At 75.5% G+C, this 18,672-nt stretch carries 5 protein-coding genes; all 5 read left to right on the top strand.

The window, feature by feature from the left end:
• Positions 1-47: 47 nt before the first annotated feature.
• The gene (locus AB0L45_RS11895) at positions 48-539 is read left to right on the top strand and encodes a winged helix-turn-helix domain-containing protein (protein ID WP_365838673.1); all 492 of its coding nucleotides are present in this window, start codon (positions 48-50) and stop codon (positions 537-539) included.
• A gap of 509 nt (positions 540-1,048) precedes the next feature.
• Positions 1,049-1,927, top strand: a complete 879-nt coding sequence (locus tag AB0L45_RS11890; protein WP_365839027.1) for a ParB N-terminal domain-containing protein — start codon at positions 1,049-1,051, stop codon at positions 1,925-1,927.
• Between the two features lie 446 nt (positions 1,928-2,373).
• Entirely contained in the window at positions 2,374-4,452 is a 2,079-nt protein-coding gene (locus tag AB0L45_RS11885) for an ABC transporter ATP-binding protein (RefSeq protein ID WP_365838671.1), read from the top strand.
• 118 nt (positions 4,453-4,570) lie between these two features.
• Entirely contained in the window at positions 4,571-13,999 is a 9,429-nt protein-coding gene (locus AB0L45_RS11880; RefSeq protein WP_365838669.1) for an amino acid adenylation domain-containing protein, read from the top strand.
• Entirely contained in the window at positions 13,996-18,645 is a 4,650-nt protein-coding gene (locus tag AB0L45_RS11875) for an amino acid adenylation domain-containing protein (protein WP_365838667.1), read from the top strand. The genes AB0L45_RS11880 and AB0L45_RS11875 overlap by 4 nt, the downstream gene beginning before the upstream one ends.
• Positions 18,646-18,672 lie beyond the last annotated feature (27 nt).

The raw sequence follows: 18,672 nt of genomic DNA, 5'->3' as shown, positions 1-18,672 counted from the left end.
TGTCGCCGGAGGCTGACGCGGCGCGCGCCCTGCGGTATGTCCAAGGGATGCGATACGCACAGGGCGGCGGACTGACCGCCGAGCGGCGGGAGTTCCGCGCACGGCTGCGGCTGAAGGCGGTCGAGCGGTTCGCGCGGGGCGAGACCAACGCGGTGATCGCCAGGGATCTGCGGGTGAGCGTGCGGTCGGTGCAGCGGTGGCGCAGATCCTGGCAGCAGGAGGGGGAGCGGGCGCTCGGCTCGAAGGGGCCGGCGTCCCGGCCGCGGCTGAGCCCGGCCCAGTTCCGCCGGCTGGAGGCGGAGCTGGCCAGGGGGCCGGCGGCCTACGGCTGGGCGGAGGACCGCTGGACGCTGGAGCGCATCCAGACCGTCATCGTGCGGCGGTTCCACGTCACCTACACGGTGCAGGGCGTACGCAAGCTGATGCGCCGGCACGGCTGGACGTACGTGGCACCGGCGGCCGGCGGGGGCGCCGGTGGCTGGACGCGGCGGGAGGAGGGGCGCGGCGGGGCCGCGTCGCGTGAGCCGCGGGCCAAATGATCGTCAATGTGCGGAAGCCGTCGTTCCGCGGGCGGGGGCCGGCCGTGAAGAACGCCATTCCGGAGGCCCGCGGAATGCGACATCGCGGGTTCAGGCGCGTCAGGTAGGGGTGCCCCGTAGATAAAGGCACTGTTAGAGTATGTATCTGAATGGGGGAAGATGGTTTGTTTGCATATGTGTTCCGCTTCGCATGGGGCGAATTCTGCGGTTCGGGAACCTTCCTCCCCCGCCGGGAGTTGTCACCGGTCGAGAAGCGGGGGTGGGTTCTACACACCTGAACGGCCCGGCGATGTCCTCCTCAGGCCGGCATCGCCGAAGCACGGGCCTGCCGTACGTCGTTAGGGTGCGTCGGCGCGAGCTTGCGCACGGGGGAATCACAACGCGAGGAGCCTGGAGTGGAACCTGGGCAGGCACACCTGGATATGCAGACGGTCGTCGAAGTGGAGATCGATTCACTTTCGGTGGCCGGTTCTCCGCGCATATCCGGGGAAGACGCAGAACACGTGGAAATGCTGACGGTGGCACAGGCACCGCTGCCGCCCATCATCGCGCACCGCGCGACGATGCGGGTCATCGACGGCGTCCACCGGCTACGAGCCGCGGAGCGGCGCGGCGACGACAAGATCGCGGTCCGGTTCTTCGACGGGGACGAGGCCGACGCCTTCGTCCTCGCCGTCGAATCCAACATCACGCACGGCCTTCCGCTGTCCATGGCGGACCGCAAGAACGCGGCCGAACGCATCATCCGCACCCACCCGTTGTGGTCGGACCGGATGATCGCCTCGGTCACCGGCATCGCACCGGGCACCGTCGCGGAGATCCGCCGGCGGGTCTCGGGCGCGGCGGCGGGGCGCGGCAGGATCGGCCAGGACGGCCGCTTCCGGCCGCTCAACGGCGCCGAGGGCCGCCGGCTCGCCGGCAACCTCATCGCCGAGAACCCCGGCCTGTCGCTGCGGCAGATCGCCCGGGCGTCCGGCATCTCGCCGGAGACGGCGCGCGATGTGCGCAACCGGCTGCGCCGCGGCGAGGAGCCGCTGCTGAAGGCGCGGGGCCGGCAGCAGCGGGCACCGCAGGAGCCGGTGGCCGCCGCGTCCGCCGGTGCGGGGGACGGCGCCGCGGCTCCGGCACCCGCCCGGATGCCCGTGCAGGACCGGACGGGGGTCGTCCGCCGCCTCAAGGTCGACCCGGCCCTGCGGTTCAGCGAGACCGGGCGCACGCTGCTGCGGCTGCTGAGCATTCACACGATCAGTGCGGAGGAGTGGGACGACATCATGGCAAACATTCCCCCGCACTGCAGCGGCATCATCGCCCAGCTGGCCCGGGAATGCGCGGACATCTGGGCGGACTTCGCCCAGCGGGCCGAGCGGAATGTCGCCGAGGCCGTGTGACAGGCGGCCGGACCATGTCCAAGTGAGGAAATCGACCGGTTGGACGGACTCCGGTCCGTCCAGCCGCACCTGGTGGAAATGCGCGATACGGTCGGTACCGGCGGACGGCGAAACCACGGCCGCCCGCCGGGCCGTCCGGCACCCGGCACCGTGAATTCTCCGGTGCACCGGCGTGCCGTGGACCGGTGATTCACCTTCACCTTTTCCGCGGGCCGGCGAGAAATCCCTGGAGCCGCCCCTGGCCCATCGGCCTGGCTGGCGGGGATCGATATGGGTATCGTCGCAACGGCGCACCGCACCAGGGCAATATGCCGGGCTCCGCGGCCGGTGGCCCGGATTTCACCAGAACCCGCCGAACTCGACGGCACGGGCGCCCTCGGGGTGCCGCCTTTTCCATGCGGTCGACCGCATGGCCAGGAATCCCGACCCAGGAGGTTTCCGCTGATATGTTTGCCGGACAAGGCTCGGGCATCATGCTGGCGACGTACGACGACCCGGGTAATTCCACGGCTGCGCAGCGGCTCCGGCCGGGAACGCTCCGCCGGATTCTCGCCTATGCGAAACCGCATTCCCGCGAGACCGTCCTGCTGTTGCTGCTGACCCTGGTGGACTCGCTCATCATCGTGTCCACGCCGCTGCTCCTCAAGGAGATCATCGACGTCGGCATCCTGCAGCGGGACACCTCGGTGCTGACGGTGGTCTCCCTCGTCGTCGCGGGCCTCGCCGTCCTCGACGCGGCACTGCAGCTCGCCCAGAGCTACTACGCGGGCCGGATCAGCCAGGGCGTCAGCTACGACCTGCGGGTGCAGGCGTTCACCCACGTACAGCGCCAGCCGCTGGCCTTCTTCACCCGGACCCAGACCGGATCCCTGGTCAGCCGGCTCAACACGGACGTGGTCGGCGCGCAGCACGCGCTGGGCACCCTGCTGGGTTCACTGTCCAGCGTGTTCACGCTGGTCCTGGTCCTGGCCAGCATGTTCTACCTGTCGTGGCTGGTCAGCCTGGTGGCGCTGGTGATCCTGCCGGTGTTCATGGTGCCCGGCGCGCTGGTCGGGCGGCGGCTGACGCGCTACTCCCGCGAACAGATGCAGATGAACGCCGAGATGGGCGCGACCATCGGCGAGCGCTTCAACGTGGCGGGCGCGATGCTCTCCAAGCTCTTCGGCCGCCCGCGCGAGGAGGCGAAACTGTTCGCCGAGCGCGCGGAGAAGGTGCGCAAGGTGGGCGTCACCTGGACGGTGCTGAGCCGCCTGACGGTCATCATCATGACGCTGCTCGCCGCCGTCATCACGGCTCTCGTGTACGGCCTCGGCGGCGCCATGGTGGTCAACGGCACCTTCCAGGTCGGCACGCTGGTGGCCCTGGCCGCCCTGCTGGCCCGTCTGTACGGCCCGATCACCCAGCTCTCCAGCGTCCAGGGCGACGCGCACACCGCGATGGTCAGCTTCGACCGGATCTTCGAACTGCTCGACCTGAAGCCGCTGATCACCGAGCGCCCGGACGCCACCGAACTGACCGCGCCGAACGACGGCGCGGCCCCCGAGGTCACCTTCGACCAGGTGTCCTTCCGCTACCCGCGGGCCAGCGAGGTCTCGCTGGCGTCCCTGGAGTCCCGCGCGCTGCCGGCCGGCGAGCGGGCCCAGGAGCCGCCCGAGGTGCTGCGCGACCTGAGTTTCACGGCGCCGTCCGGCAAGCTCACCGCGCTGGTGGGCCCCTCCGGTGTGGGCAAGACGACCGCCACGCACCTGGTGTCGCGGCTGTACGACCCTTCGGCGGGCAGCGTCCGCATCGCCGGGCAGGACCTGCGCGACGTCACCCTCGACTCGCTGCGCCGCACCGTCGGTGTGGTGTCCCAGGACGCCCACCTCTTCCACGACACCATCCGCAACAACCTGACGTACGCCCGGCCCGGCGCCACCGAGGAGGAGCTGATCGAGGCGTGCCGGGCCGCGCAGATCTGGGACACGATCAGTTCCCTGCCCAGCGGTCTGGACACGGTGGCGGGCGACCGCGGCTACCGCCTCTCGGGTGGTGAGAAGCAGCGCCTGGCCCTGGCCCGGCTGCTGCTGAAGGCGCCCTCGATCGTCGTCCTGGACGAGGCGACCGCGCACCTGGACTCGGAGTCCGAGGCGGCCGTCCAGCAGGCCCTGCGGACGGCGCTGCACGGCCGGACGTCCCTCGTCATCGCGCACCGGCTGTCCACCATCCGCGAGGCCGACCAGATCCTGGTCTTCGACGAGGGCGGCATCCGCGAGCGGGGCACGCACGAGGAGCTGCTGGCGGCCGGCGGGCTCTACGCGGAGCTGTACCGCACGCAGTTCGCCCGGCAGGCGGCCAACGGCAGCGGTCCCGAGCCGGACGCCCACGGCGCCGAGGAGGACCGCAGGCCGCAGGAGGCGGCCGCGCAGATGATGCCGGGCGGCATGGTCTTCTTCGACGGGTCCGGACCCGACGAGGGGGACGGCCCGGGCGGTCCGGGCGGCGGTGTGTGGCACACCACCGGTCAGGGCCCCGGCGGCCGCTGACCGACGGCCGCCCGCGGCGGCCGCGTACACGGGGAACGACGCGCCACCGCGACGGGCGACCGCCGCGGTGGCGCAGCAGGCAGGAGCGAGTAACGGGTTGTCCGTCGAAGGGGGAGACATGGAAGGCCAGGCACAGTTCACTGCGCCCCTGACCGACTGCCAGGAGGGGACGTGGCTGGCCCAGCGCGCGGAGAACCCGCCCCGGCAGTACGACATCAGGCAGTACGCCGATGTTCCGGGCCCGCTCGACACGGGTGTCTTCCAGCGGGCGCTGCGGCAGGCCGTCGCCGAGACGGAGGCGCTCCGGCTGCGGTTCACGCAGGACGGCGGGGCCCCGGCGCAGGTGATCGGGGCGGCCGGGGAGCGCACCGCGCTGCGGTACGTCGACCTCACCGCCGAGAACGCGCCGTGGGAAGCGGCGCAGGCGCTGATGCGCGCCGACGGCCGGCACCCGGCGGACCCCACCGAGGGGGACCTCGGTGCGCACATCCTCTTCAAGCTGGCCCCCGACCGGTACGTCTGGTACCAGCGCCACCACCAGCTGCTGCTCGACCACTTCGGGAGCACGCTGCTGGCCCGTCGCGTCGCCGCCCTGTACAGCGCGGTCCTGCGCGGTGAGCCGTACCGGGCCCCCGGGCACGCCCCGCTGCGGGAGCTGTGGGAGCAGGAGGCCGCCTACCGGGAGTCGCCGGACCGCGAGGCCGACCGCCGGTACTGGCACGAGCACTTCGCGGACCGCCCGGAGCCGGTCACCGTGCCGGGCCACCGGTCGGCCGCCCGCGACGCCCGCCCCCGCGCGACCGGCCGTCTGTCGGCCGCGGGCCGGGAAGCGCTGCGGACGGCCGCGGACCGTACGGGAGTCAGCCGGGGCGCGCTCGTCGTCGCCGCGGTCGCCATCTTCGTGTGCCGCACGACGGGCGCGGACGAGGCGCTGCTGAGCTTCCCGGTCGACGGCCGTACGGGCCCCGCGGCCCGGCGGACGCCCTGCGCGACGGCCAACGTGCTGCCGCTGCGGCTGCCCGCGTCGCCCGGCGACAGCCTGTCCGGACTGGCCCGCGCGGCACAGCGGGAGATCGACGGGCTGCTGGAGCACCGGCGGTACCGCGGTGAGCACCTGCACGCCGAACTGGGACGGCCGGGCGGGCGCCGCGACTTCGGGCCCTCGGTCGCCGTCCCGGCGAGCGGCACGGGCCTGCGGTTCGGCGACGTCCGGGGCGTCCTCCACGACCTGCCGGGCGGGCCCGTCGAGGCGTTCTCCGTGGTGGTGCGTGAGCTGCCGGACGACGCCGGGGCGAGCGTCGCCCTCGAAGCCGACCCCGCGCTGTACGACCAGGAGTGGGCCGGGGCCGGCCACCGGGCCTTCGTGCGGCTGCTGGAGCAGACGGCGGCCGAACCCGAGGCGCCCGTCGGCCGGTTCGGCGTGCTGGGCGCGCCGGAGCACGGGCTGGTCGTGGAGGGCTGGAACGCGACCGGCGCCGAGCGGCCGGGCACTTCGGTGCCGGAGCTGGTCGCCCGCCAGGCCGCGCGGCGGCCCGGTTCCGTCGCGGTGTCCGACGACGGACGCTCGCTGACCTACGCGGAGCTGGACGCGGAAGCGGGCCGGCTGGCCGCGTACCTGACCGGGCTGGGGGTGACGCGCGGCAGCCGGGTCGCCGTGCTGATGGAGCGGTCGGCCGGGCTGCTGGTGGCGCTGCTCGGCGTCTGGAAGGCGGGCGCGGCGTACGTACCGGTGGACGCGGCGTACCCGGCGGGACGGGTGGCGGTCATGCTGGCCGACTCCGCGCCGGCGGTCGTGCTGTGCACCGGGAGCACCCGGGCCGCGGTGCCGCCGGGCGTGCCGGGTGAGCTGGTGGTCCTGGACGACCCGCGGGTACGGGCGGCGGTGGCCACCGGCCCGGCACCCGCCCCGGCGGTCCGGGTGGGGCCCGAGGACCTGGCGTACGTGATGTACACCTCCGGCTCGACCGGGGTGCCCAAGGGCGTGTCGATGCCGCACGGCAGCGTCGCCGGGCTCGTCGGGCAGCGGGACTGGTCCGTCGGCGCGGACGACGCGGTGCTGATGCACGCACCGCACGCCTTCGACGCGTCGCTGTTCGAGGTGTGGGTGCCGCTGGTCTCCGGCGCGCGGGTGGTGGTGGACGGGCAGGGCGTGGTGGACGGGCCGCGGATCCGTGCGGCCGTGGCGGCGGGGGTCACGGCGCTCCATCTGACCGCGGGGTCCTTCCGGGTGGTGGCCGAGGAGTCGCCGGAGTGCTTCGCCGGGCTGCGCGAGGTGCTGACCGGCGGTGACGTGGTGCCGCCCGCCGCCGTGGCGCGCGTGCGCGAGGCGTGCCCCGAGGTGGCCGTACGGCACCTGTACGGGCCGACCGAGGCCGCGTTGTGCGCCACCTGGCACCGGCTGCGGCCCGGCGACCCGGTGCCGTCCGTACTGCCGGTCGGCCGCCCGCTGGACAACCGGCAGGTGTACGTCCTGGACGCGTTCCTCCAGCCCGTACCGCCGGGTGTGACGGGTGAACTGTGCATCGCCGGGACCGGGCTGGCGCGCGGCTACCTCTCCCGCCCCGGGCTGACGGCGGAGCGTTTCACCGCCAGCCCGTTCGTCCCCGGTGAGCGGATGTACCGCACCGGCGACATGGTCCGCTGGACCGACGACGGCGAACTGGTCTTCGTCGGGCGGGCGGACGCGCAGGTCAAGGTGCGCGGGTTCCGTATCGAGCCGGGGGAGATCGAAGCGGCGCTGGCGGCCCACCCGGCGGTCGGCGAGGCGGTGGTGGTGGCCCGGGAGGACCGGCCGGGCGAACGCCGCCTGGTCGCGTACGTCGTCGCGCAGACGCCGGAGCCGGCTCCCGGCGAGCCGGCGGCCGGCGGGCCGCGCGAGGGCAAGCCGCCGCGCGACGGGCAGCCGTTCCGCGACGAGCCGTCCCGGGACGGCCCGTTCCGCGACGAACCGGGCGGCGAACGGGCCGCGGCGGGCGCGGGCAGCGCCCCGGACGCCCTGCTCACCGGCGAGTCCGGCGGCAGCGCCGCCGCGGGCCGGGACACCGGCGCGCTGCTCGCCGCGCTGCGCGAGTTCGTCGGCGGCCGGCTGCCCGAGTACATGGTGCCGTCGGCGTTCGTGCCGCTGGACGGGCTGCCGCTGACCGTGAACGGCAAGGTGGACCACCAGGCTCTGCCCGCCCCCGACTTCACCGGGAGCGGGGCGGCGCGGGAGCCGCGCGGACCCGCCGAGGAAGCCCTGTGCGCACTGTTCGCGCAGGTGCTCGGCCTCGGACGGGTGGGGCCCGAGGACAGCTTCTTCGAGCGGGGCGGCGACTCGATCATGGCGGTGCAGCTCGCCGCGCGGGCCCGCCGCGCCGGGCTGGTGCTGACCACGACGCAGGTCTTCGACGAGCAGACCCCGGAACGGCTGGCCCGGGTGGCGGCCTCCCCGGCGGACGCACGGCCGGGCACGGACACCGAGACCGGCGAGGTGCCCTGGACACCGGCGGACGCCGCTCCGGGCTACGCGCGCTGGGCGGTGCTGGCGGCCCCGGACGGCCTGCGGGCGGACACCCTGCCGCCCGCCGTCACCGCCCTCCTGGACACCCACGCCGTGCTGCGCGCCCGGACGTCCCCCGAGGGCTCCGCCCCGCGCCTGGTGATCCCCGGCCGCGGCACGGTCGACGCGGCGGCCCTGACCACCCGCGAGTCCGTGGCCGCGGCCGACCTCGATCACGCCGCCGAGCGAGCGGCCCGCGAAGCGGTGGCACGGCTCGATCCGACAGCCGGCGCGAACCTCCAGGTGGTGTGGCTCGACCCGGGCCCCGCGCGGCCCGGCCGCCTGGTGCTCGCCGTCCACCACGCGGTGGCGGACGCGGCGTCCTGGCGCGTCCTGGTGGCGGACTTCGCGGCCTGCTGCGCAGCCGTCGCCGCCGGCCGCACACCCGCGCCCGGCCCGGTGGGCACCTCGTTCAGGCGCTGGGCGGACCTGCTGGCCGGACAGGCCACGCAGGAGGACCGGGCCGCGGAACTGGACGCCTGGCGCGCCGTGCTGGACGGTGACGCCGGGGCCGGTGCCCTCCCGGACGGCTTCGGACCGGCGGGTACGGACACGGAAACGGCCCCCGCCGGAACGGCGCGCCGCATGGTCTGGACGGTGCCGCCGCAGCAGGCGGCCGTGCTGGTGGACCGGGCACCCGCCGCGTTCCACTGCACCGCCGACGACGTGCTGCTGACCGCGCTGGCCGCCGCCGTGGCGTACGGGCGCGAGGACGTCCGGGCCGGTGCTCCGGCAGGCCGCCAGGCAGACCGTCCGGCCGGTGTCCTGCTGGACATCGAGACGGACGGCCGGCGCCGGGGCCCGGACGGGCTCGACCTGTCCCGTACGGTGGGCCGGTTCACCGGCGTGCACCCCGTACGGCTGGACCTGTCCGGCACCGCCCTCGGCGAGGTCCTGGCAGGCGGCCCGGCGGCCGGGACGCTGCTGAAGTCGGTCAAGGAACAGGTGCGTTCGGTCCCCGGGGACGGCTTCGGCCACGGCCTGCTGCGGCACCGCAACCCGCGGACGGGCCCCGCGCTCGCCGCCCTCCCGGCGCCCCGGATCGCGTTCAGCTGCTCGGGACGCCCGGAACAGGGCGGCCCGTACCTCTCGGCCGGAGCAGCGGCGGCCGGCCGCGCCGAACCGTCCCCGTACGCCCTGGAGGCCGGGGCGGCCGTCGGCGGGACCGCCGGCGGACCCACCCTGACGCTCACGCTCACCTGGCAGCACCGGGAGGGGGACGGGCGGACCGAGGCGGCGGTGCAGCGGCTCGGCCGCCACTGGGTGGAGATGCTGGGCGGCCTGGCCGCGCACGCCGCCCGGCCGGGAGCGGGCGGCCACACCCCCTCCGACTTCCCGCTGCTCACCCTCACCCAGGACGGCGTCGCGGAGCTGGAGGCCGCCGTGCCGCGGCCGGCGGACATCTGGCCGCTGTCGTCCCTCCAGGAAGGGCTGCTGTTCCAGTCCGCCTTCGAGGAGGAGGGCCCGGACGTCTACGAGACCCAGTGGATGCTGGAGCTGACCGGCCCGCTGGACGCCGCCCGGCTGCGCGCCTCGTGGGAGGCGCTGCTGGACCGGCACGCCGCGCTCCGCGCGAGCTTCCACCGGCGCGCGTCGGGCGAGGCCGTCCAGGTCGTGGCCCGTGACGTACGCCTGCCCTGGCGCGAGATCGACCTCTCCGGCCTGTCGGAGGCCGACGCGCTGTCCGGCATCGAGGAACTGGCCACCCGGGAGCAGGAGCGCCGCTTCGACCCGACGGCGGCGCCGCTGCTGCGGCTGCTGCTGATCCGGCTGGGCGCGGACCGGCACCGGCTCGTCGTCATCAGCCACCACATCCTGATGGACGGCTGGTCCATGCCGGTCCTGCTGTCCGAACTGGCCGAGGTCTACGCGGCGGGCGGCGACGCCGCGGCCCTCGCCCCGGCCGCGTCCTACGGCGACTACCTCGCCTGGCGCGCCCGCCAGGACACGGACGCCGCACGGGACGCCTGGGCCGCCGAGTTCACCGGCACCGACGAGCCCACGCTCGTCGCCCCGGGCGCCGTGGACCGGGGCCCCGTGGACGCCGGCCACCTCATCACCGACCTCCCCGAGGAGACCACCCGCGGCGTGACGGAGCTGGCGCGCCGCCACGGCCTGACGGTCAACACGCTGCTGCAGGGCGCCTGGGCCCTGGCACTGGCCCGCCTGGCAGGCCGTACGGACGTGGTGTTCGGCGCCACCGTCGCGGGCCGCCCGCCCGAGCTGCCCGGCATGGAGTCCATGGTCGGCCTGCTCATCAACACCGTGCCGGTACGGGTACGCCTCGACGCCGCGCAGCCGGCGCTCGCGCTGCTGCGCGACCTCCAGGAGCGGCAGGCCGCGCTGGTGGCCCACCAGCACCTGGGCCTGCCGGAGATCCAGCGCCTGGCCGGTCCCGGCGCGGTCTTCGACACGCTCGTCGTCCACGAGAACTACCCGCGCGCGGTCGCCGCGCCCGGCTCCCCGGACGCGCTCACCTTCGCCGTCCTGGGCACCCGCGAGGCGACCCACTACCCGCTGACCCTGGGCGTCATCCCGGGGGAGCGGCTGCGGGTGCACGTGGCCCACCGCCGCGGCCAGGTCCCGGCGGACCTCGCCCGGACGCTGGTCGGACGGCTGGTGCGGGTCTTCGAGCAGCTGATGGACGACTGCTCGGCGCCGGTGGGCCGGATCGGCGTCCTGGGCCCGGAGGAACGGGCGCTGGTCGTCGCCGGCTTCAACCGTACGGACGCGCCGGTGACCGTCGCGGCCATGCCCGAGCTGTTCCGGGCCCGGGCCGCGCGGACACCGGACGCCGTCGCGGTCCAGGACGGCCGGCGGGCGCTGACCTACGCCGGGCTGGAGCACGAGGCCGGGCAGCTGGCCCGGTACCTGGCCGGCCACGGCGTGGGCCCCGAGTGCCGGGTGGCGGTCGTCGTCGAGCGGTCGGTGGAGATGATCGTCGCGGTGCTGGCCGTGGCGATGGCGGGCGGGGTGTACGTACCGGTCGACCCCGAATACCCGGCCGAGCGCGTCGCGTTCGTCCTGCGGGACGCCGGACCGGCGGTCGTGGTGTGCACGACGGGCACCCGGGCCGCGGTCCCGGCCGCCGCGCACGGCAGTACGGTCGTCCTGGACGACCCGGCGGTGGCCGCGGCGGTGCGGCGCCTCGCGGGCGGCTCGCTGACCGACGCCGAACGGCGCGCGCCGCTGCGCGTGGACCACGCGGCGTACGCGATCTACACCTCCGGCTCGACCGGCGTGCCCAAGGGCGTACTGGTCCCGCACCGCGGGCTGGCCAACCTCGTCGCGGACCGCGCCGCGCGCTACCGGATCGGCGCGGACAGCCGTGTCGTCCAGCGCGTCTCACCCAGCTTCGACGTGTCCATGGGAGACATCTGGCCGGTGCTGTGCGCGGGCGGACGGCTCGTCCTGGCCCCGGCCGGACAGCAGTCCTTCGGCGCGGACCTGGCCGGCCTGCTGCGCGCGGAGCAGGCGACCCATGTGGTGCTGCCCGCGGCCTTCCTGCCCCAGCTGCCGTCCGAGGACCTGCCGCGGTTGCGGGTGCTGGTCACCGGCGGCGAGCCGATGACCGACGAGGTACGCCGCCGCTGGTCGGCCGGGCGGGAGCTGTACAACGAGTACGGCGTCACCGAGGCGACGGTCACCTCCACCGTGACCGCGCCGCTGGACGGCGACAGCGCCCCCGCGATCGGCCGCCCGATCACCAACTCCCGGGCGTACGTCCTGGACGCCTTCCTCCAGCCGGTGCCGCCGGGCGTGCTCGGCGAGCTGTACCTGGCCGGGGTCAACCTGGCGCGCGGCTACCTGGGGCGCGCGGAGCTGAGCGCGGCCCGGTTCGTGGCGAACCCGTTCGCGCCGGGCGGGCGGATGTACCGCACCGGGGACCTGGTGCGCTGGACCGCCGACGGTGAACTGGTCTTCGCGGGCCGGTCGGACGCCCAGGTCAAGGTGCGCGGCTTCCGCGTCGAACTGGGCGAGGTGGAGGCGGCGCTGGCCGCGCACCCCGCGGTGGCGGACGCGGTCGCGGTGGTCCGCGAGGACCGCCCCGGCGAACGCCGGCTGGTCGGTTACGCCGTACCCACCGGGCCGGGGCTGGACGAACGGTCCGTCCGCAGCCACGTGGCCACGACCCTGCCGGACTACATGGTCCCCGCGGCCGTGGTGGCCCTGGACGAACTGCCGCGGACGCCGAACGGGAAACTGGACCGCGCGGCACTGCCCGCGCCGGACTACGCCGGGCACGCCACCGGGCGGGCGCCGCGCACCCGGGACGAGACGGTGCTGTGCGGCCTGTTCGCCGAAGTCCTGGGCCTGGAGCGGGCCGGCGCCGAGGACAGCTTCTTCGAGCTGGGCGGTGACTCGATCATGTCGCTCCAGCTGGTGGCTCGGGCCCGCCGGGCCGGACTGCTGCTGACCTCCCGCCAGGTCTTCGACGAACAGACCCCGGAACGCCTGGCCGAGGTGGCGCGGCCGGCCACGTCCGGACCCGGCGCGCACCCCGCCGGCGCGGACACCGGCGAGGTGCCGTGGACACCGGTGATGCGGCTGCTCGGCGAGCGGATCACCGGCGGCCGGTTCGCGCAGTGGATGACCGTGGGCGCACCGGCCGGGCTCGGCCGGGACGTCCTGGCCGCCGGGCTGGCCGCCGTCCTGGACACCCACGCCATGCTGCGGGCCCGGGTGGTGCCGCGCCCCGGCGGGCCGGTGCTGGCCGTCGGCGGCCGGGGCTCGGTGGACGCCGGCGCGCTGGTCACCCGGGTCGACGCGGCCCGCACGCCGGACGCCGGACTCGACGGCCGCGCCGAACGGGCCGCACAGGAAGCGGTCGGCCGGCTCGACCCGGCCGCGGGCGTCCTCCTCCAGGCGGTCTGGCTGGACGCGGGACCGCACCGGACCGGCCGGCTGGCCCTGGCCGTGCACCACCTCGCGGTCGACGGCGTGTCGTGGCGCATCCTGCTCCCGGACCTGCGGGCTGCCTGCGAAGCGGCGGCCGGCGGACGGACACCGGAACCCGAACCGGCCGGTACGACCTTCCGGCAGTGGGCCGGGCTGCTGGCCGAGCAGGCGACCCAGCCGTGGCGGGTGGCGGAACTGCCGCACTGGACCGCCGTACTCGACGGGCCCGACCCGCTGCTCGGCACCCGCGCCCTCGACCCGGACACGGACACCCAGGCGACCGTGCGCCACCGCGCCTTCCCCGTCCCCCGCGAGCAGGCGGCGGTCCTGGCGGGCCGGACCCCCGCGGTCTTCCACTGCGGCGTGCACGAGGTGCTGCTCGCGGCGCTGGCCGCGGCGGTCGCCGGCACGCGGCCGGACGCGGACGCGGCGGCCGGGGTCCTCGTGGACGTCGAGGGGCACGGCCGGGAGCCGGTCGCCGGCGCCGATCTGTCCCGCACGGTGGGCTGGTTCACCAGCGTGCACCCCGTACGGCTCGACCTGTCCGGCGTGGACCTCGACCAGGTGGCGGCGGGCGGGCCGGCGGCCGGGGCGCTGCTCAAGGCGGTCAAGGAACAGACGCGCGCGGTGCCCGGCGACGGCTTCGGCCACGGGCTGCTGCGCCACCTGAACCCGGAGACCGCGCCCGTACTGGCCGCCCTCCCGGCCCCGCAGATCGGCTTCAACTACCTCGGCCGGTTCCCCGCGGGCGCCCCCGAAGGCACCGCCGGGCCCTGGGAGGCGGCAGGCGGCACCGCACTGGGCGGCTCCGACGACCCGGACATGCCCGCACCGCACGTCCTGGAGGCAGGCGCGGTCATCCGCGACAGCCCCGAAGGGCCCGAACTGACCCTCACGGTCGGCGGACCGGCCGGCGTCCTCGACGACGCGGCCGTCACCCGCCTCGGCCACCGCTGGCGGGAGCTGCTCGGCGGCCTGGCCGCCCACACGGCCGCGCCCGAGGCGGGCGGCCACACGCCCTCCGACTTCCCGCTCCTGGACCTGGGCCAGGACGAGGTCGAGGAGTTCGAAGCGATCGCGGCACGGCTCGAAGGGGGACTGTCGCTGTGAAGACCTCACCACCGGCCACGGGACCGGCATCCGGCAAGGGCTCGGCACTCGCCGAGGTGTGGCCCCTGTCCCCGTTGCAGGAAGGGATGCTCTTCCACGCCGGGTTCGGCGAGCAGGGGCCGGACGTCTACGTCATCCAGCGCACCCTGACGATCGACGGCCCGCTGGACACCGCCCGCTGGCGCGCGTCCTGGCAGGCGCTGGTGGCGCGGCACGCGGCGCTGCGCGCCAGCTTCCACCGCCGCAAGTCGGGCGAGGCGGTCCAGCTGGTCTCCCGCGAGGCCGCACTGCCCTGGCAGGAGACCGACCTGTCCGGTCTGCCCGAGGCCGACGCGCTCGCCGAGACCGGCCGGCTGGCCGCCGACGCGTGCGCGGAACGCTTCGACCTCGGGGTGGCGCCGCTGCTGCGGGTGCTGCTCGTCCGCCTCGGCACCGACCGGCACTGCATGGTGCTGACGGCCCACCACATCCTGCTTGACGGCTGGTCGATGCCGATCCTCTTCGACGAGGCGAGCAGGGTGTACGCGGCGGGCGGCGACGCCTCGGTGCTGCGGCGCACCGCCTCGTACCGCGACTACCTCGCCTGGCTGGGCCGGCAGGACAAGGACGCGGCGCGGGCCGCGTGGCGCGCCGAACTGGCCGGGGACGGCGAGCCGACCCTCGTCGCCCCCGCCGACCCGGCCCGTACCCCGGCGCTGCCCGACCAGATCAAGGCCGACCTGTCCGCCTCCCTCACCCGGGACCTGACCGACCTGGCCCGGCGGCACGGTCTGACCCTCAACACCGTCGTGCAGGGCGCCTGGGCGATGCTCCTGGCCCGGCTGTCCGGACGCGACGACGTGGTGTACGGCACGACCGTGGCCGGCCGGCCGCCGGAACTCCCCGGCGTCGAGTCCATGGTCGGCCTCTTCATCAACACGGTGCCGGTGCGGGTACGGCTCGACGCCGGACAGCCCGTGGTGGAGATGCTCAAGGACGTACAGGCCCGCCAGTCCGCGCTGCTGCCCCACCAGCACCTGGGCCTGGCCGACATCCAGAAGCACGCCGGGCCGGAAGCGGGCTTCGACACGCTGGTGGTGTACGAGAACTACCCCCGCCCGGCCGACGAGCCGGCCGGGCCCGGCACGCTCTCCTTCACCACGCTGGGCCTGCGCCAGGCCACCCACTATCCGCTGACCCTCGGCATCCTTCCCGGCGACCGGCTGGAGGTGGAGGTCTCCTACCGGCCCGACCTGATCCCGGCCGGGCCCGCCCGCGCGCTGACCGGACGGCTGGTGCGGGTACTGGAGCAGCTGGTGGCGGACCCGGCGGCGCCGGTGGGACGTGTCGGCGTCCTGGACGCGGCGGAACGGCACCGGGCCGTGGCGGAGTGGAACGCCACCGCGGCGGAGGCGGTGACCGCCACGGTGCCGCAGCTGTTCGCGGCCCGGGTGGCGTCCGCGCCGGACGCCGTGGCCGTGACGGACGGGCGTCAAAGTGCTCAATATGGCGGGTTGGACACCGCGTCGGACCGCCTTGCCGCGTACTTGGACGGTCTGGGAGTGGGGCGTGGGGGCCGGGTGGCGGTGGTGATGGAGCGGTCCGTCGATCTGATCACGACGCTGCTGGCGGTGTGGAAGGCGGGAGCCGCGTATGTGCCGGTGGACGCCGGGTATCCGGCGGAGCGGGTGGCGTTCCTGCTGGCGGACTCGGGCCCGTCGGTCGTGCTGTGCACGGAGGCGACGCGGGCGGCGGTGCCGGCGGATGTGGCCGGGCAGGTCGTCGTGCTGGACGATCCGGAGGTGCGGGCGGCGGTGGCGGAGGCCACTGGTTCGCAACCGGCGCTCAGCGCTGACGACTTGGCGTATGTGATGTACACCTCCGGTTCCACCGGTGTGCCGAAGGGTGTGGGTGTGCCGCACGGCAGTGTGGCCGCGCTGGTCGCGGACCGCGGCTGGGCGCTCGGCCCGGACGACGCGGTGCTGATGCACGCCCCGCACGCCTTCGACGCGTCCCTCTTCGAGATCTGGGTGCCGCTGGTCTCCGGTGCCCGGGTCGTCGTGGCCGGGGCCGGTGCGGTGGACGCGCAGCGGGTGCGGGAGGCGGTGGCGGCGGGTGTCACGGCGGTGCACCTGACCGCCGGTTCCTTCCGGGTGGCCGCGCAGGAGGACCCGGAGTGCTTCGCGGGGCTGCGGGAGGTGCTGACCGGTGGTGACGTGGTTCCGGCCGGGTCCGTCGCCCGCGTACGCGCGGCGTGCCCCGAGGTGGCCGTACGGCATCTGTACGGGCCGACCGAGACCACGCTGAGCGCCACCTGGCACCGGCTCCCGCCGGGCGGTTCCGCTCCGGACGTGCTGCCGGTCGGGCGTCCGCTGGCCAACCGGCAGGCGTATGTGCTCGACGCGTTCCTCCAGCCCGTACCGCCCGGTGTGGACGGTGAGTTGTATCTGGCGGGCACCGGTCTGGCGCGCGGCTATCTCGACCGTCCGGGGGCGACGGCCGAGCGGTTCGTGGCCTGCCCGTTCCCGCCCGGCGGCCGGATGTACCGTACGGGCGACCTGGCGCACTGGACGTACGACGGTGAGCTGGTCTTCGCCGGGCGCGCCGACACCCAGGTCAAGGTGCGCGGCTACCGGGTCGAGCCGGGCGAGGTCGAGGCCGCGCTCGCCGCGGCGCCGGGAGTCGCCCAGGCCGCCGTCGTCGCCCGCGAGGACCGGCCCGGCGAGCGGCGGCTGGTCGGTTACGTCGTGGCGGCCAAGGAGTACGCGGACGGCCCCGCGCTCGAAGGCCAGGCCCTGCGCGAGCACGTCGCCCGCACCCTGCCGGACCACATGGTGCCCGCCGCCGTCCTCGTCCTGGACGCGCTGCCGGTCACGGCCAACGGCAAGGTGGACCGCAAAGCCCTGCCCGCCCCCGACTTCGCCGGGAAGGCGGCCGGACGCGCACCGCGCACGGTGGCGGAGGACATCCTGTGCGGGCTCTTCGCCGAACTGCTGGGCCTGGAACGGGTCGGCGCGGAGGACGGCTTCTTCGCCCTGGGCGGCGACTCGATCATGTCGATGCAGCTCGCCACCCGGGCCCGCCGGGAAGGGGTGCTGTTCAGCGCCCAGGACGTGTTCGAGCAGGAGACGCCGGGCGGGCTGGCCGCCGTCGCCCGGCTCGCCGACGCGGTACGCGCGGCCCCGGACGCGGGCGTGGGCGAGGTGGCCTGGACGCCGGCCATGGCGGCGCTGGGGGAGTACGCGCTGAGCGGCGAGTTCGCGCAGTGGATGGTCGTCACCACCCCGGCGGGCCTGCGGCCGGACGTCCTCACCGGCGGGCTGGCCGCCGTCCTGGACACGCACGACATGCTGCGGGCCCGGGTGGCGCACGGGGAGGGCGGACCGCGCCTGGTGGTGCCCGGACGCGGCACGGTCGACGCGGCCGCGCTGCTCACCCGTGTCGACGCGGCGGACACCCCGGCCGGCACCCTCGACGACCTCGCCGACCGCGTGGCCCGGGAGGCGACCGGACAGCTGGACACCGCGGCGGGCCGGCTGGTGCGGGCCGTGTGGCTGGACGCCGGGCCCACCGAGCCCGGCCGGCTGGCGCTGGTGGTGCACCACTTGGTGATGGACGGCGTGTCCTGGCGCATCCTGCTCCCCGACCTGCGGGCCGCCTGTGAAGCGGTGGCGGCCGGGCGTACGCCGGAACTCGACCCCGTCGGCACCTCGTTCCGGCAGTGGGCGGGCGCCCTCGCGGCCCAGGCCACCGGCGACCGCCGGGCCGCCGAACTGCCCGCGTGGACCGCCCTGTTCGAGGACGTGGCGCCACCGCTGGGCGGCCGGGCGCTCGACCCGGCCGTGGACACGCTGGCCGGCCTGGAGTGGCACACCTGGACGGTGGCGGGAGCGACGGCGGCCACCCTCGTCGGCAAGGCCCCCGGAGTCTTCCACTGCGGCGTGCACGAGGTACTGCTCGCGACGCTGGCGGGCGCGGCGGCCCACGACCGGCCCGCGGCGGCGCTCGTCGTGGACGTCGAAGGGCACGGGCGCGAACCGGTCGACGGGGCGGACCTGTCCCGGACGGTGGGCTGGTTCACCAGCGTCCACCCGGTCCGCCTGGACGTCTCCGGGATCGGCCTGGACGAGGCGCGGCAGGGCGGCCCGGCCGCCGGTGAACTGCTCAAACGCGTCAAGGAGCAGGCGCGGGCGGTGCCCGGCGACGGCCTCGGCCACGGCCTGCTGCGCCACCTGAACCCGCACACCGCACCGGAGTTGGACACCCTGCCGGACGCCCACATCGGGTTCAATTACCTGGGCAGGTTCGCGGGTGCGGGCCGGGCCGGAGCGCCGGGGGACGCCTGGCAGCCGGCCGGCACCTCGGTGGTCGGCAGTTCGGCCGACCCCCGCACGCCCGCCCCGCACGCCCTGGAAGCAGGGGCGTACGTCCAGGACACCCCGGACGGGCCGGAACTGACCCTCACGCTCGGCCGGCCCGCCGGACTGTGGCCGCACGAGGCCGTCGAGCGGCTGGGCCGGCGCTGGCTGGACCTGCTGGCGGGCCTGGCGGCCCACACCGGCGACCCGGCAGCGGGCGGACACACCGCCTCCGACTTCCCCCTGCTGGACCTCGGCCAGGACGAGGTCGAGGAGTTCGAAGCCGGCTTCGCGGACGGCGCCCCGTAGCGCGCCCCACGAGCCGCCGGCCGCACC

It is taken from the genome of Streptomyces sp. NPDC052496 (assembly GCF_040679095.1).
GTDB lineage: Bacteria > Actinomycetota > Actinomycetes > Streptomycetales > Streptomycetaceae > Streptomyces.
Note: the sequence above shows the minus strand (reverse complement) of the source record. Positions and strands in the feature narration are given on the sequence as shown.

What these genes read in the sequence shown, in the direction of transcription:
- AB0L45_RS11895 (WP_365838673.1), top strand. Translation starts at nt 48, where the DNA reads ATGCGATACGCACAGGGCGGCGGACTGACCGCCGAGCGGCGGGAGTTC.
- AB0L45_RS11880 (WP_365838669.1), top strand. Translation starts at nt 4,571, where the DNA reads ATGGAAGGCCAGGCACAGTTCACTGCGCCCCTGACCGACTGCCAGGAG.
- AB0L45_RS11890 (WP_365839027.1), top strand. Translation starts at nt 1,049, where the DNA reads ATGCTGACGGTGGCACAGGCACCGCTGCCGCCCATCATCGCGCACCGC.
- AB0L45_RS11885 (WP_365838671.1), top strand. Translation starts at nt 2,374, where the DNA reads ATGTTTGCCGGACAAGGCTCGGGCATCATGCTGGCGACGTACGACGAC.